This window comes from Mesorhizobium sp. M0478 (genome assembly GCF_040321305.1).
GTDB lineage: Bacteria > Pseudomonadota > Alphaproteobacteria > Rhizobiales > Rhizobiaceae > Mesorhizobium.
Window position 1 is genome coordinate 114526 of the sequence record NZ_JAMYRH010000002.1, and the last position, 14939, is coordinate 129464.

The 14939-nt window shown below is 63.2% G+C and carries 18 protein-coding genes; 7 read left to right on the plus strand and 11 right to left on the minus strand.

What is annotated here, in order from left to right; genetic code table 11:
• Nucleotides 1–78 precede the first annotated feature (78 nt).
• The 6 genes from NKI64_RS04945 to NKI64_RS04970 all read right to left on the minus strand — a co-directional run bounded on the left by NKI64_RS04945 (nucleotide 79) and on the right by NKI64_RS04970 (nucleotide 4074).
• Entirely contained in the window at nucleotides 79–552 is a 474-nt protein-coding gene (locus NKI64_RS04945) for a DUF992 domain-containing protein (RefSeq protein WP_023671136.1), read from the minus strand.
• A 256-nt stretch (nucleotides 553–808) separates the two neighbouring features.
• Nucleotides 809–1663, minus strand: a complete 855-nt coding sequence (locus NKI64_RS04950) for a tetratricopeptide repeat protein (RefSeq protein ID WP_023714058.1) — start codon at nucleotides 1661–1663, stop codon at nucleotides 809–811.
• A 203-nt stretch (nucleotides 1664–1866) separates the two neighbouring features.
• On the minus strand, nucleotides 1867–2145 hold the full coding sequence (gene rpsU, locus NKI64_RS04955) for a 30S ribosomal protein S21 (protein WP_023671138.1): 279 nt from the start codon (nucleotides 2143–2145) through the stop codon (nucleotides 1867–1869).
• 176 nt (nucleotides 2146–2321) lie between these two features.
• Nucleotides 2322–2708, minus strand: a complete 387-nt coding sequence (locus tag NKI64_RS04960; RefSeq protein WP_023671139.1) for an SET domain-containing protein — start codon at nucleotides 2706–2708, stop codon at nucleotides 2322–2324.
• A 105-nt stretch (nucleotides 2709–2813) separates the two neighbouring features.
• Nucleotides 2814–3572 (minus strand): SDR family oxidoreductase, encoded by a 759-nt coding sequence (locus tag NKI64_RS04965; RefSeq protein WP_352666788.1) that lies wholly within the window; start codon nucleotides 3570–3572, stop codon nucleotides 2814–2816.
• Nucleotides 3573–3705: 133 nt separating this feature from the next.
• Nucleotides 3706–4074 carry a YrdB family protein gene (locus NKI64_RS04970; protein ID WP_023671141.1) on the minus strand — a complete coding sequence of 123 codons (369 nt, stop codon included), beginning with the start codon at nucleotides 4072–4074 and terminating at the stop codon, nucleotides 3706–3708.
• 202 nt (nucleotides 4075–4276) lie between these two features.
• On the opposite strand from NKI64_RS04970, the gene NKI64_RS04975 reads away from it, so the two are divergent.
• Genes NKI64_RS04975 through NKI64_RS05000 form a run of 6 tightly spaced genes read left to right on the plus strand, consistent with a single transcriptional unit; the run spans nucleotide 4277 to nucleotide 10123 of the window.
• The gene (locus tag NKI64_RS04975) at nucleotides 4277–5530 is read left to right on the plus strand and encodes a sarcosine oxidase subunit beta (RefSeq protein WP_023686460.1); all 1254 of its coding nucleotides are present in this window, start codon (nucleotides 4277–4279) and stop codon (nucleotides 5528–5530) included.
• Complete coding sequence (locus NKI64_RS04980) at nucleotides 5530–5952, plus strand: hypothetical protein (protein WP_023686459.1); 423 nt, start codon at nucleotides 5530–5532, stop codon at nucleotides 5950–5952. The genes NKI64_RS04975 and NKI64_RS04980 overlap by 1 nt, the downstream gene beginning before the upstream one ends.
• A gap of 12 nt (nucleotides 5953–5964) precedes the next feature.
• A complete protein-coding gene (locus NKI64_RS04985; RefSeq protein ID WP_352666792.1) occupies nucleotides 5965–6276 on the plus strand; it encodes a sarcosine oxidase subunit delta in 312 nt (103 codons plus the stop codon).
• Nucleotides 6273–9266 carry a sarcosine oxidase subunit alpha gene (locus NKI64_RS04990; RefSeq protein ID WP_352666795.1) on the plus strand — a complete coding sequence of 998 codons (2994 nt, stop codon included), beginning with the start codon at nucleotides 6273–6275 and terminating at the stop codon, nucleotides 9264–9266. The genes NKI64_RS04985 and NKI64_RS04990 overlap by 4 nt, the downstream gene beginning before the upstream one ends.
• Nucleotides 9259–9843: a sarcosine oxidase subunit gamma gene (locus NKI64_RS04995; RefSeq protein ID WP_352666798.1), complete on the plus strand. Its 585-nt coding sequence runs from the start codon at nucleotides 9259–9261 to the stop codon at nucleotides 9841–9843. Before NKI64_RS04990 ends, NKI64_RS04995 begins: the two co-directional genes overlap by 8 nt.
• Nucleotides 9844–9895: 52 nt before the next feature.
• Nucleotides 9896–10123 carry a hypothetical protein gene (locus tag NKI64_RS05000; protein WP_023671147.1) on the plus strand — a complete coding sequence of 76 codons (228 nt, stop codon included), beginning with the start codon at nucleotides 9896–9898 and terminating at the stop codon, nucleotides 10121–10123.
• A 144-nt stretch (nucleotides 10124–10267) separates the two neighbouring features.
• Here NKI64_RS05000 and NKI64_RS05005 read toward each other — a convergent pair whose 3' ends face one another.
• Both NKI64_RS05005 and NKI64_RS05010 read right to left on the minus strand, forming a co-directional pair.
• A complete protein-coding gene (locus NKI64_RS05005) occupies nucleotides 10268–10495 on the minus strand; it encodes a hypothetical protein (RefSeq protein WP_023686456.1) in 228 nt (75 codons plus the stop codon).
• A 186-nt stretch (nucleotides 10496–10681) separates the two neighbouring features.
• Nucleotides 10682–11326: a TetR/AcrR family transcriptional regulator gene (locus NKI64_RS05010; protein ID WP_023671149.1), complete on the minus strand. Its 645-nt coding sequence runs from the start codon at nucleotides 11324–11326 to the stop codon at nucleotides 10682–10684.
• Between NKI64_RS05010 and NKI64_RS05015 the strand changes: the two genes are divergently transcribed.
• A complete protein-coding gene (locus tag NKI64_RS05015) occupies nucleotides 11320–12276 on the plus strand; it encodes a hypothetical protein (protein ID WP_352666801.1) in 957 nt (318 codons plus the stop codon). The two genes, NKI64_RS05010 and NKI64_RS05015, sit on opposite strands and share 7 nt — an antisense overlap.
• Nucleotides 12277–12516: 240 nt before the next feature.
• On the opposite strand, the gene NKI64_RS05020 is transcribed toward NKI64_RS05015, so the two are convergent.
• The 3 genes from NKI64_RS05020 to NKI64_RS05030 are packed head-to-tail and all read right to left on the minus strand — an operon-like array spanning nucleotide 12517 to nucleotide 14875.
• Nucleotides 12517–13551 (minus strand): phosphotransferase, encoded by a 1035-nt coding sequence (locus tag NKI64_RS05020; protein ID WP_352666804.1) that lies wholly within the window; start codon nucleotides 13549–13551, stop codon nucleotides 12517–12519.
• Nucleotides 13548–14063: a MaoC family dehydratase gene (locus NKI64_RS05025; protein WP_280790513.1), complete on the minus strand. Its 516-nt coding sequence runs from the start codon at nucleotides 14061–14063 to the stop codon at nucleotides 13548–13550. The genes NKI64_RS05020 and NKI64_RS05025 overlap by 4 nt, the downstream gene beginning before the upstream one ends.
• Entirely contained in the window at nucleotides 14060–14875 is an 816-nt protein-coding gene (locus NKI64_RS05030; RefSeq protein WP_023695624.1) for an SDR family oxidoreductase, read from the minus strand. The genes NKI64_RS05025 and NKI64_RS05030 overlap by 4 nt, the downstream gene beginning before the upstream one ends.
• Nucleotides 14876–14939: the final 64 nt, after the last annotated feature.

Sequence of the window (14939 nt, forward strand, 5' to 3'; positions counted from 1 at the left end):
CAAAAAGCATACGGCGCGAAACAGTAACCTGTTCCGCGCCGCGCGTAGAGGGATCAGTCGATCCTTATTTGCCGACGCTTATTTGAACGAGTGGATCAGCTCCAGGGAGGTCACGGCGACCGCTACATTGACGCCGGTCTGCGCCTGGACGCTGAGCGGCTCCAGCACAAAGGCGCCGTCGAGCCCGCCGACCAGCAGATTGGCGCCGCCGCCGGTCACCACGCTCGCCTCGGCGTTGACGCCGTAATAATGGCCGGCAAGGTCGCCCTCGTCATGGCCGCGGGTGGCGGCCAGAACCGCCCACACCAGCTGGCCCTGATGCGTCTGGCCGAGATCGACCCCGAGCTTGGAGATCATCCCCGTGTATTTCTCGGACGGCCCATGGTGATAAGGGCGGAACGTGCAGTCGACGCCCTTGTTCGACGTGATGACGTAACCGACGCCGCCGTCGATGGTGCAATCGAGCGTGCCGAGCTGAAGCTTGCCGGCGCTGGCGGGAACGGCAAGCAGCGTCGTGGCAAGTGCCGCGGCACAGATGATTTTCTTGATCATGGGTCAGTCCTTTCGAAAATGCCTTCAACAACGGTTGAATGGCCCGGAGCGTTCCGCTGAAAACTTGGCGCGATCAAGGCAGGGGTTAACGCTTTGCCCCGGTGGTTAAGATTGGGTGATAGTGGGGTTTTCTGGACACGCATCCCTAGCGGAAGCGCTCTGCGCTTTCCCGGGGAGAAACCGCTCACGCGGCGCACCGCATCAGGAATGGAACGTTGTTATAAAAGGCCGCGGATGGCGGCGCGCCGGCCGCATCTCAGCCGGCGGTGGCGCCCGATGTGCGCGACAGGCCGTCCTTGGCCGGCTGGTAGGTCGGGTCGAGATGGACGGCTTCGCGGTAGGCCTTCGAGGCCTTGACCTTGTCGCCGCGGCGCTCGTAGATCAGCGCCTGGTTGGACCAGGCTTCGGCGTTCTTGCCGTCGAGTTTGATGGCCATGTTGAAGTCGGAGAAGGCGTTGTCCTCGTCATTCATGGCGAGATAGGAGAGGCCGCGGCCGTTGTAGGGTTCGGCGGCGTCCGGCGCCAGCGAGATGGCGGTCGAGAAATCCTCGATGGCAAACTTGTGCTGGCCCTGGCTTTGATAGATCAGGCCGCGATTGTGGTAGGCGCGGGCATCCGTGGTGTCGAGCTGGATCGCCTTTTGGAAATCGTTGAAGGCCTGCTGGGTCTGGCCTGCCTTGCGATAAAGGTTGCCGCGGCCGATATAGGCGGCGTCATAATTTGCATTGATCTGGATCGAGCGGTTGTAGTCGGCAAGGGCGGCCGCCTGGTTGCCGAGGAAGCGCTGGATCAGCGCTCGGTTCGAATAGGCTTGGTAGAAATTCGGGTTGAGCTGGATGGCGGTGTCGAAATCCTTCAGCGCCGCCTGATACTGGCCGCCACGGCCATAGGCCGAGCCGCGCACATTGTAGCCTTCCGGATCCTGCGGATTGCGCTGGATCACCGCCGACAGCGAGGAGATGTTCTCGCTCGAGCCTTGCGCCTTGTCGATGTTGTTGAATTCGCCGGTCGGAACGCTCTGGCAACCGGCCAGCACCAGGCCGGACATCAGGGCTGCCGCCAGGGCCAAACCGCGCATTGTGGTTCTGCGCTCTACGCCGATTGCGTTCATGTCTGCCCTGTCCTCACTTCAGCCGCGCCGTCCAGGTCCCCCTCCGGGCCGGGTCACAGATTGTCGTAACAAAATCTAGAACGCCGTTTGCGCGTTCAAGGGAACGGCCTCCAACAGAATGGCGGCGCTCCAAACAAAAAGGTGGCGGCGATTCCGCATCGCGCCACCTCAGAGTATCCTTCGAAAAGGACGAAAAATTGGCGTCAGAACCGCGGCGGACGCGGAGCACCACCAGGACCACCGGCGGCGCCGGCAGCAACCGGGCGCGGCGTCATCGGCAGCAGGCCTTCGCGCTGGGCGCGCTTGCGGGCCAGCTTGCGGGCGCGGCGAACGGCTTCGGCCTTTTCACGGGCGCGCTTCTCGGAAGGCTTCTCGTAATGGCCGCGCATCTTCATTTCGCGGAAAATGCCTTCGCGCTGCATCTTCTTCTTGAGAGCGCGAAGCGCCTGATCAACGTTATTGTCGCGGACGAGTACCTGCACGGGCAATCCTGTCTTTCGGGTTTGATATCAACAGGCAAGTGACCATAGCCACATGCCTCCGCGGCGCTTTACACCACGAATTGTGGCGGCTGATAGCAGAATCAGGCCGCGCTGTCCACACTGGAAATGAAGGACAACCGCCAATTTGCCACGGCAGCCCCGAGATAGGGCGCCAACTAGGCGCTGGCCAGATGGAGCCGTGCGAAATCCTCGAAGAATTCGCCGTAATCGCAGGTAATTTCCTCGCCGGCTGATATATCTCGAGTGGCGGTGGCGCCGCCATATTGCGAAAAATCCGTGTTCGGCCGCTCGGCGTGGTTCATGAAGCGGCCATTATCGACTTCATAGACCATGAAGCCGGGACGGTCGGGGCTCGGATAGGCATAGCGGTCGAGCAATTCCTTGAGGTGCGGCGGCGCCGCCTCGTATTTGTCCATCGGGATCAGCCGGTCGAAATCCGGATCGAGCCGCCAGATCGAGGCGCCCTTCCTGATCGGCTCGGCGGCGAACACGCCGACGCCTTCGATTGCGCTCTGGGCGACATAGGTCCTGATCAGCAGCATGTCCGTCCTCCTCACCCGAAACCGAATCGCCAAATCGCGAGGAAAAAGCAAGTCCGGTTTCGGGTTCTATGGCTGATCGGCGCGGGCGATGACCCGCGAAATGCTTCACGTCCGGGTGATCGAGACGCCGCCATCGGCAAACAGCGCCGATCCTGTGGTGAAGCTCGACGCATCCGATGCCAGGAAAAGCGCAGCGCGGGCGATCTCTTCAGGCACAGCCACACGTTTCAAGGCATGCAGGTTTTCCACGAAAGCGCGTGATTCCGGCGTCTTGAATGTTGCCGACGGCGTGTCGGTGCCACCCGGCATCAGCGCGTTGACCCGCACGCCCCTGGGGCCGTATTCGGCGGCCAGCACCTGCGTCAGGCCGATCAGTCCGGCCTTGCTCGCGGCATAGCTGGTCATGCCCGGCATGCCGACTGTGTGACCGACGAAGGTCGAGGTGAAGATCAGCGATCCGCCGCCGCGTTCGACCATCGCCGGCACCTGGTATTTCGCGCCGAGAAAGGCGCTGGTCAGATTGGCGTCGAGCGTCTCGCGCCATCCGTCCAGCGACAGTTCCGAAATCGGACCCATCGCTCCGACCGAGCCGACATTGTTGAAGGCGATATCGAGCCCGCCGAATTTTTCGACGGCGAGATCGACGAGGGCTTTTGCATAGGCTTCGTCGCGGACATCGCCGGCAAGCGCGACTGCCGAGCCGTCGGCATCCTCGATTTCGACGACCAGCGCATCGAGTTCGGCCTGGCGGCGGGCGGCGATGACGACCCTGGCGCCTTCTTCGGCGAAGAGTTTTGCGGTGGCGCGGCCGATGCCGGAACTGGCGCCGGTGACGATCGCTATTTTATTGGTGAGTGCGAACATTTTTTGCATCCTTTCATCGCGCCGGCTGTGCCGGCACCCGGGATGTTGATCGCAGTTCGGGACGGTGCTAGCCACCCGATACGTGCTCGACTTGCTGAATGGCTTCGCAGCGGCACAAGCGCCGCGCGCCGGACTATTGCTTCAGCAGCCAGCCGAGGCGATCGAGCGAAAATGCGTAGCTGATGGCGATGAGCAGCGTGATGACAACGCCCGTGGTTGTGTGACCGGCGGCATAGAATCCGGCTGCACCGCCAAACAGGATGGCCAGTTCAAGCACCAGCCTGACTGCGCCTGGTACAGGAACCGGCGCGCGTCCGGACCGGCTCGGATCGCCGCGCACCGCGAAGGTTCCCCACAGCGCAGCTGCAATGAACGGCAAGGCCAAGGCGAAGAGCCAGCGCCACCATCCGCCGGAGAGGCTCCAGCCGGCAAAGCCGAGGCCAAGCAAGGCGGCAAGTTCCAGCAGGAAACGCAAGGTTAGATTCCACCAGGCGTTGCCCATATCCGTCCTCCAGAGTCTCGCGATCGCCAGTGTGTCCGAACGCAGCCATGCCTGCCAGCCCGGGCAGGTCTTTTCCACCGCGGCGCAAAACGGCAAGCGCCGTCGCAAACAGCGCAAGGGTGGAAGCGCCGTTTCGCTAGTGATACACCTCGCGCGCCGGGGCTGCGTAAAATACCCCATCGCCATTTGCGAGGCTGGAACGTTGAAAAAATATTCGGTATTCGCCATCGCCCGCGAGGCCATGCGCGGCCACAAGGGCTGGGAGGAACAATGGTCCTCGCCGGAGCCGAAGAAGGAATATGACGTCATCATCGTCGGCGCCGGCGGTCATGGCCTGGCCACCGCCTACTATCTCGCCACCGTGCACGGCATCACCAATGTCGCGGTGCTGGAAAAGGGCTGGCTAGGCGGCGGCAACACCGGGCGCAACACCACCATCATCCGCTCCAACTACCTTTACGACGAGAGCGCCGGCATTTACGACCATGCGCTGAAGCTGTGGGATGGGCTCTCCCAGGAACTCAACTACAACGTCATGTATTCGGCGCGCGGCGTCATGATGCTGGCGCACAATGTGCACGACATCCAGGTGCTGAAGCGCCATGTCCATGCCAACCGTCTCAACGGCATCGACAATGAATGGCTGACGCCTGAGCAGGCGAAGGAATTCTGCCCGCCGCTCAACATTTCCAGGCAGGCGCGCTATCCCGTCGTCGGCGCCGCCTTGCAGCGGCGAGGCGGCACGGCGCGTCACGATGCGGTGGCCTGGGGCTATGCGCGCGGCGCTTCGGCGCGCGGCGTGCACATCATCCAGAATTGCGAGGTCACCGGCGTCAAGCGGGCGGCCAATGGCGCGGTCATGGGCGTCGACACGACGCGCGGCTTCATCGGCGCCAAGAAGGTCGGCGTGGTGGCTGCAGGCCACTCCTCGGTGATCATGAACATGGCGGGCGTGCGCATGCCGCTGGAAAGCTATCCGCTGCAGGCGCTGGTGTCGGAGCCGGTCAAGCCGGTGGTGCCTTGCGTGGTGATGTCGAACACGGTGCACGCCTACATCTCGCAGTCCGACAAGGGCGAGCTGGTGATCGGCGCCGGCACCGACCAGTATGTCTCCTATTCGCAGACCGGCGGCCTGCACATTTTGCAGCATACGCTGGACGCCATCTGCGAGATGTTCCCGATCTTCACCCGCATGAAGATGCTGCGCTCGTGGGGCGGCATCGTCGACGTGACGCCCGACCGTTCGCCGATCCTGGCCAAGACGCCGGTATCAGGCCTCTATGTCAATTGCGGCTGGGGCACGGGCGGCTTCAAGGCAACGCCCGGCTCAGGCCATGTCTTTGCCCACACGATTGCCAAGGACGATCCGCATCCGATCAACGCGCCCTTCACCATCGAGCGCTTCCGCACCGGGCGCCTCATCGACGAGGCAGCAGCGGCGGCGGTGGCGCACTGATGATGGTGGAACTGGCTGTAGCGGTGCCGCTGGTGCTGGCGGGGGAGCAGGACCTGTTCCATTTTCCGTCACCGGACGAGGTGCGGACGCAGCCGATCAGCCGCGCCGGCAACGAAGCCAATTGGCCGTTTTCGATCGACGCCGGCATTCTGGCATGCGTGTGGAGCGGTGGCCAGAAGGTGGTCATCTTCATGGAGAACAGGCCCTCCGATCTCGGCGAGGACGACACATTCGATGCGCGCAGCGTCATCGTAACGACCGATCCGTTTCAGCTCACGATCGGCAACATGGCGTATCGCGAGCTGTTTCGCCCCGCCGCAAGTGTAGAGGAGCGCATTCGGCTCGTCGCGCCTTTTGCGGCGATGGGCCAGAGGCTTTGCAACCAACCGGCCGGCGCGCATGTCGGCCACGGCGAATTGTAGGAACGAACGATAATGCTTCTCATCCGCTGCCCCTATTGCGAGGAAGAGCGCCCGGAGCTCGAGTTCCGTAACGCCGGCGAGGCGCATATTGCGCGTTCGGCCAACATGGCGGGCGAGAGCGACGACGACTTCGAAAAGTTCTTCTTCATCCGCTCGAACCCCAAGGGCATCATCTATGAGCGCTGGCGCCACATCCATGGCTGCGCGCGTTTCTTCAACGCGGTGCGCGACACCGGCACCGACAAGTTCGTCATGACTTACAAAGCCGGCGAGCCGAAACCGTCCAAGCTGCCCAAAAACTCCAACGAAATGGCTTCCAAATGAGCGGCGCGTTCCGCATTCCGAGCGCCGGCCGTCTCAGCCAGGCCAAGACCGCGCGGTTCTCTTTCGACGGCCAGTCTTACACCGGCATCGAAGGCGACACGCTGGCCTCGGCGCTGCTTGCCAATGGCGTGCATCTGGTGGGACGTTCGTTCAAGTATCACCGTCCGCGCGGCTTCCTGTCGGCCGGAGCGGAAGAGCCAAATGCGCTGGTCGAGGTCAAGCGCGACGCGGCACGCAAGGCGCCCAACATCCGCGCCACGGTGCAGGAGCTCTATGACGGGCTCGTCGCCAACTCGCAAAACCGCTGGCCGTCGCTCGCCTTCGACGTCGGCGCGGTCAACGATCTGGCATCGCCGCTGTTTTCGGCCGGTTTCTACTACAAGACCTTCATGTGGCCGAAGGCGGCCTGGAAGAGTCTCTACGAGCCGAAGATCCGCGCCGCGGCGGGTCTCGGCGTTTCGCCCGACAAGCCAGATCCCGACCATTATTCCTCGCGCTATGCGCATTGCGACGTGCTGGTGCTGGGCGGCGGTGCGGCCGGCATCGCGGCAGCGCTTGCCGCTGCCGAAACCGGCGCGCGTGTCATCCTCGTCGACGAGCAGGCCGGCTTCGGCGGCAGCCTGCGTTTCGAGAGCGGTGCGAAGATCGACGGCCAGGACGGTTATGCCTGGGCGCAAGGCGCGGTGGCCAAGCTCACCGCCATGGACAATGTCCGCGTTTTGTCGCGCACGACGGCGTTCGGCTACTACGCGCAGAACTTCGTCGGCCTGGTCGAGCGGGTCAGCGACCATCTGCAAAACCCCGGCCACGATTTGCCGCGCGAGCGCCTATGGCAGGTACGCGCCAAGCGCGTGGTGCTGGCGACCGGCGCCATCGAACGCCATATGGTGTTTGCCGACAATGACCGGCCCGGCATCATGCTGGCCTCGGCGGCGCGGACTTATCTCAACCAGTACGGTGTCGCGGTCGGCAAAAATGTCGGCGTCTACACCGCAAATGACTCGGCCTACTCCGCCGTGATCGACCTGAAGAAGGCCGGCGTCAACGTGGCGGCGATCGTCGACCTGCGCGACCATCCGACCGGACCTGTGATCGAGGAGGCGAGGGCGCTCGGGATCGAGGTCAATTTCGGCCGCGCGGTGATCCGCGCCGGCGGCAAGTTGCGCGTGACCTCGATGACGGTGCAGCCGAAGAATGGGGGCGGCGAGCGCACCATTCCGGTCGACGCCATCCTGATGTCGGCCGGCTGGACGCCGTCGGTGCATTTGTTCTCACAGTCGCGCGGCAAGGTCGCCTTCAATGACGAGACCAAGCGCTTCGTGCCGGGCATCTATGCGCAGGACTGCGTTTCGGTCGGCGCCTGCAACGGTACGGATGGGCTCTCGGCGTCGATCGATGAGGCCTATGCGGCCGGCGCAAAGGCGGCGAAGGATGCGGGCGGCAAAGTGGCCAAGGGCGTAAAGCCGAAGGTCGACGCGTCGGAAAGCTGGTCGCGCGGCATGCTGGGCGCGGCGCCCGGCGCCGGGCCGGACAAGACGGTCAAGGCCTTCGTCGATTTCCAGAACGACGTCACCGCCAAGGACATCCGCCAGGCGGTGCATGAAGGCATGCGCTCGATCGAGCACGTCAAGCGCTTCACCACCAACGGCATGGCGACCGACCAGGGCAAGACCTCCAACATGCACGGCCTGGCGATTGCCGCCGAGACGCTTGGCAAGCCGATCCCCGAGGTCGGGCTGACCACGTTCCGCGCACCCTATACGCCTGTTACTTTCGGCGCGATCGTCAGCCATTCGCGCGGTCCGCTGTTCGACCCGACACGGAAGACCGCGATCCATCCCTGGGCCGAAGCGCAAGGCGCCGTGTTCGAAGATGTCGGCCAGTGGAAGCGCGCCTGGTATTTCCCCCAGGCGGGCGAAGACATGCACAAGGCGGTCGACCGCGAATGCGTCGCGGTCCGCAGCAATGCCGGTCTGTTCGACGCCTCGACGCTGGGCAAGATCGAAGTGGTCGGGCCGGATGCGGCCAGGTTCATGGAACTGCTCTATACCAATCCATGGGAGAAGCTTGAGCCCGGCCGCTGCCGCTATGGCATCATGCTGCGCGAGGACGGCTTCATCTATGATGACGGCGTCGTCGGCCGACTGGCGCCGGATCGTTTCCATGTGACGACGACAACCGGCGGCGCGCCGCGTGTCATGAACCACATGGAGGACTATCTCCAGACCGAGTTCCCGCATCTGAATGTCTGGCTGACGTCAATCACCGAACAATGGGCGGTCATCGCCGTGCAGGGGCCGAAGTCGCGAGACACCATTGCACCGCTGGTCGAAGGCATCGACATGTCAGACGAGGCGCTGCCGCATATGTCGGTGCGCGAAGGCAAGATCTGCGGCGTGCCGACCAGGCTGTTTCGCATGTCGTTCACCGGCGAGCGCGGTTTTGAAGTCAACGTGCCGGCCGATCACGGCCAGGCCGTCTGGGAAGCGCTGTGGGCCGAAGGCCAAAAGCATGGCGCCGCCGCTTACGGCACCGAGGCGATGCACGTGCTGCGCGCCGAAAAGGGCTACATCATCGTCGGCCAGGACACGGACGGCACGGTGACGCCGAACGATGCCGGGCTCGACTGGGCGGTCGGCAAGAAGAAGACCGACTTCGTCGGCATCCGCGGCCTGACGCGGCCCGATCTGGTCGCCAAGGGCCGCAAGCAGCTGGTCGGCTTGAAGACCAAGGACCCGAAAGTGGTGCTTGAGGAAGGCGCGCAGATCGTCGCCGACCCGAAGCAGGCGATCCCGATGAAGATGATCGGTCACGTCACATCCAGCTACTGGTCGGAAAATTGCGGTCGCTCGATCGCGCTGGCGCTGGTTGCCGGCGGCCGCGACCGGATGGGCGACACGCTCTATGTGCCGATGCCGAACGGGGTGATCGAAGTGGAGGTTACCGGCATGGTGTTCTTCGACGAGACGGGAGGGCGCCTCAATGGCTAAGGCTGCTGCAAAGAAGACGGCCCCAGCTGCAGCGGCGTCGGTCGAGCGCCGCCCGGCCCTGGCTGGACGCGTCGTTTCCGCAACGGATGTCAAGGTCGAGGTGCTGCCGCCGGCGGAGCGCATGTCGCTGCGCGCGCCGGAGGCTTCCGTCGCGGCGCTGTCGAAGGCGCTCGGCCTGACCTTGCCGAAGCAGCCGAAAACTTCGGCGGCCAAGGCTGGCCGCACGGCGCTGTGGCTCGGCCCTGACGAGTGGCTGGTCATCGACGAGGCCGGCAAGGATCCGCTGGCCGATTGTGCTGGGGTTGCCGCATTGCATTCGGCGGTCGGCATCTCGCACCGCAACGTCGCCTTCGCCGTCACCGGCCCAGCGGCGGCCGCCGCGATCAATGCAGGCTGCCCGCAGGATTTGTCGCTCGAGGCTTTTCCGGTGGGCGCGGCGTCGCGCACCATTCTCGGCAAGTGCGAAATCCTGCTGTTGCGCACGGCAGCCGATGCCTTCCGGGTCGAGTGCTGGCGTTCCTTCTCGGACTATGTCTTTACTTTCCTGTCGGAAGCAGCCAGCGACGCGGCGGCGTAGGAACGTTTGACGGGTCAAGCCGTTCTGCTTCCCCCATCAGGGAGAACATACGATGCCGTCGAAAGCGCCGCCGAAGTCAGCTGGCAAGACGTCCGCCGTGCGCTCACTCGAACATGAGCAGCATCACGAGGTGACTGCCGAAGAGGAACTCGAGGAAGGCCTCGAGGACACGTTTCCGGCCAGCGATCCGGTGTCGATCACCTCGACCGCCATCCCAGGCGCGCCGGCAAGACCCGGCAAGGCCAAGACGGTGCCGGGTCGCAAACCGCGCAAGAAATAACCGTTCGGCTACGCCAGGTTTGAACTCGGAGAAGCCCAGCTTGCGCTGAGAAAATGGGGGCGCTGAGGAAAAAACGGGCGGCCGGGATTATCCTGCCGCCCTTAAATTAGTCGTTGTGCTGTTCGGTGGTCGAGCTCGATCAACTTAGAACGTGCTCGGCACGATCCATGGGTTGATCTCGATGCCGAGACGCGGGCTCTTGGCCTTGACGTCGGACTTTTCGACCGAGCCGGTCACGGCGCAATCGAGCTTGGCATTGGTCGTGGTGTCGACGCAGGTGGCGGCCTGCTTGGTCGAGTGTGTGTTGTTGGCGGCGAAAGCCGAGCCGGAGAGAGCCAGCACGGTGGCGAGGGCGAGAAGGGTCTTGTTCATGTCAGTCTCCATCGGTTAAATTCTTTTCGTACATGTACGATACAACGTACACATACGTCCACCGAGATGGGTTTTCAAGTCGGAAAACGTACGCGTACGACAAATTTTTTTGAATGCCGAAAATTGCGTCGCACTGACACAGCCGAAGCTGTCAGGCCGGACGTTGAATTGGAGGGGCGGGGATGCTCAGCAGTCGACCGGGGTCTCGGTCAGCGGCGGCACATTCTGGGTGCTGAGCGTGGCGAGTGTGAAATCGCACATCCGCGTCACGAAAGCCTGTGGATCGCCGAAGGGGTAGAACGGGAACGTGATCAAAAGCGAGATGGTGCCGTGGCCGACTGCCCAAAGCATGGTGGCGATGGCGCGCGGATCGCCCTGCAGCTTGCCTGCAGCAACGCAGGCCTCGACCCTGGATATCAGCGCTTTCATCGCCGGGTTGGCCTCTTCCATGTCCTCATAGCTTCTGCCTTCCGGCAGCTTGGTCTTTTCGGTCATGAACACGGTGCGGTATTCGTTGGGGTTGCCGAGCCCGAAGGCGGCATATTCGGTCATCACCGCACGCAAGGCCTCGATCGGATCGTCGGAAGGATGCTCCTCGATGCGGCGGGCAAGTGTTTCGAAGGCATCCTCGGCCAGCGCAAACAGGATGTCCTGCTTGTCGGCGAAGTAGGAATAGACCGACATCGGAGCATAGCCGACCCGCTTGGCCAACTTGCGGATGGTCAGCCCTTCATAGCCTTCTTCCTTGACGAGCTTGTGGGCTGCGTCGAGCAATTCGGAACGCAGTTCGGCTTTTTGTTTTTCGCGGCGTTTCTGGACGCTCAGTGGCAAGACCCGGTGCCTTTGGTTGGTTGTGCATGGCTAAATATATACGCTGTACGGAAACGGGCAAGGGCGCTGCCAGGGACATCAAAAAGCGAACTCAAGCTTTCTCTCGAATAGTCGTGTCCGTTCTGGTCTATTTCGCCAGCATCTATGTCACAGCATGTGTAACATGGGCGCTCGCAGGCAACATCGGACCGTTACAAACAAAGCCTATCTGGCGGCTCTGCAAGAAATTTCGGTTTTGGGGGGCCTCTATGGCTGCGATAGAGCTTTCGTCCGGGCTGCCGGGCGCACATCCACTTTCTCATGGCGCCAGGCTGGCGCTCAGGCGAGTCGTGATAGTCGCATGGCTGGCGATCGCAATCGGCTTCGCCATGGAAGCGCTTATTCTGACTGCCGGATTTGCGGCAGGTTCGCACCCGGCGCCAACCCAGGTTCTGATCGACTTGGCGCAAGGCGTGACCTGGTCATTCTTCGTCTGCGCCGGCGTCAGCCTCGGCACGGCGATCACCAAGGTGCGAGCCTCGCTTGGCGGCCTGATCGCCATGATCTCGGGGCCGCTGGCCATGGGCATCGCCAAAGGTACGCAAAAGGTGATGGTGAGCGCGCTTGATGTATCGGCAAAGCCCGTGATCCTGTCGCTCACTACGCTCGGTATGTTGCGGGCGATCGAGTATGGTTTGCTGGGCTGGATGCTGGCTTCGCTGGCATCCAAGGAAGAACCTCGCTCGCTGCATTTCATGCTGGCGGGTGCCTTGGCCGGCGCGGTGTTCGGCGGCGGGATCACGGCGCTGACGATCGAGACTGCCGCAGCCAAGGACATTGCGCTGGCATTGCCGCAGGCTGTCGCCACCGGCCTCATTGAGATCGTGTTTCCGATCGGATGCTCGCTGGTCGTCTACATCGCCCTGCAAGTCAGCCGGCACATGAAGTTCATTTCCAGCGATGCGCGCTAGATTTCAGGTCGAATTGACCTGAAATCTGAATCCGGGTCTAATCAAATTGATAGAGCATGATGTCGTCCGAAAACCGCTTCACACTTTCGGCATCATGCTCTTTCTACAGACGGTGATCGGTTTGCGTACTGTTTCCAGGCCGGTTGCCACCACCTCCGTATGGGCTTGCTCCCCGGTCGGGGAACGGAACTGATCCGATCTGTCATCAAATCGCGCCGACCACAATATCTCATTGTCTACTCAGGTTCGGTCGATCAGCTTGGCGGCAAGGTGCGACAGCAGCTTCACCGCTTCGCCATAGGTCCTGGCCTTTTCGGGATTGGAGGCGTTGCCGTCGAGCGCCCGCTTGTAGACGCCCTGACAGATGGCCGCCAAGCGGAAGAAGGAGAAGGCGAGGAAGAAGCTCCAATTGTCGATGCCGGCCAGCCCGCGCCGACGGCAATACGCCGCGACATAGGCTTCCTCCAAGGGCAGGCCGAGGGCGGCGCGGTCGACGCCGCCAAGACCGCGAAAGCCCGAGGCGTGCGGCAAGCGCCATTGCATGCACTGGTAGGCGATGTCGGCAAAGGGGTGGCCAAGCGTCGACAGTTCCCAGTCGAGCACGGCCAGCACTTTCGGCTCATTGTGCGCGAAGATCATGTTGTCCAGCCGGTAGTCGCCATGCACGAGAGATTTTCGGCCGTCATCGGCCGGCATATGCGTCTCCAGCCAGGCGATCAGCCGGTCCATGTCGGCGACCGTGCCGGTCTCCGAGGCGCGGTACTGGCTGGTCCAGCGTGCCAGCTGGCGTTCGAAGTAATTGCCGGGTTTGCCGAAATCGCCGAGCCCGACCGCCTCGACATCGACATCGTGCAGGGCCGCCAGGGTGGCGTTCATGGCATCGTAGAGGGCGGCGCGCTCATCGTTGCCAGCGGCCTCCGGCACTGCCGGATCCCAAAAGATGCGGCCGTCGAGAAAATCCATGACGTAGAACATGCGGCCGATCGGCGTCGCCTCCGCCGACAGATGCAGCATCGCCGGCACCGGCACGGCGGTGCCGGCCAGCGCCTTCATGACCGTGAATTCGCGGTCGACCTGATGCGCCGATTTCAGCAACTGGCCCGGCGGCTTGGCGCGCAGGACATAGCGGCCGCTGGCCGCGGTCAGCAGATAGGTCGGGTTCGACTGGCCGGATTTGAATTTTTCGATGGAATGAAGCCCGGCAAAACCCGGGATGTGCGCCTCGAGATAGGGCGCTAGTGCCGTCTGGTCCAGCGCGTTGGCGTCGCCGCTCATGCGGTCTCCGGCTCACGCTCGATCAGCGTCAGCGTCAGCCAGCGCGCCGTCAGCGCCGGCTTCTTCGAGCCTTCGATCTCGATGGTCACGTCATGCGCCGTCTGCACCCAGCCCGACGGCCTGACCTTGACGTCGGCCAGCACGAAGCGGGTGCGGATGCGCGCGCCGGTCTTCACCGGCGCCAGGAAGCGCAGCGAATCGAAACCGTGGTTGACGCCCATCTTGCCCTTTTCCAGCGGCGGCATGGTCTCGAAGGTCATCGCCGAGAGCAGCGACAACGACAGGAAGCCATGCGCGATGGTGCCGCCGAACGGCGTCTCGTTTTTGGCCCGCTCGGGGTCGCAATGGATGAACTGGTGGTCGTCGGTGGCGTCGGCGAACTGGTCGATCATGGTCTGTGTGACCTCGCGCCATGGCGAGACGCCGACTTCCTTGCCGACGCTGGCCAGAAGCACATCGAGACTGATCGGTTCCACTGCGGTGTCCTCCCCTTGCCGCCGACCGCGGCTCATTCCTTGAACAGTGTCAGCCCATGCTGCACCGACTGCCCGCCGTCGATCGGCAGGATGGCGCCGGTGACATAGGAGCCGGCGCGGCTGCACAAATAGAGCGTTGCGCCGCCGATGTCATCCGCCACGCCGATACGTCCGATCGGCACATGGCTGCCGACATGTCTGGCCTTTTCTTCGGTGCCGGTGGCAAAGGCGGTCATCCGGCTCTGGAAGGGGCCGGGCGCGAAGGCGTTGACGGTGATGCGCCGCGCCGCGAGCTCGATCGCCAGCGTGCGCGTCAGGTGGTGAACGGCGCCTTTGGACGCGGTATAGGAATAGGCGTCGTCGGCCAGCGGCTGCGTGCCCATCACCGAGCCCAGATTGATGACGCGGGCCGGATCGGCATCGCTCGCGGCGGCTTCCAGCAGCGGCAGCAATTCGCGCGTCAGATGGAAGACGGCGGTGACGTTGACGGCGAACACCTTGGCCCAGCCGCTATAGGGAAAATCCTCCAGGGAGGCACCCCAGGATATGCCGGCATTGTTGACCAGAATGTGCAGCTTCTCGGTGCGCGCCTTGACCTCGCTGACCAGCGCGGCAATGCCGGCTTCGCTCGAGACGTCACCGGCGAAACCTTCGGCACTGCCGGAGCCGCCGAGCCCGTTCAACTCAGCGGCGACCTTGATGCAATCCTTGCCCTTGCGCGAGGCGATCATCACGGTAGCGCCGGCCTGGACCAAAGCGGTCGCAACCATGCGGCCGATGCCGGTCGCGGCTCCCGTTACCAGCGCGGTCTTACCCGCGACTGAGAACAGTTCTTCCAGATAGCTCATCGCAATTCCTCCGCGCCTTTCTGCTCACGGTCCGGGGCGAAAGGGCTCGCGTTGACAAGGCTAA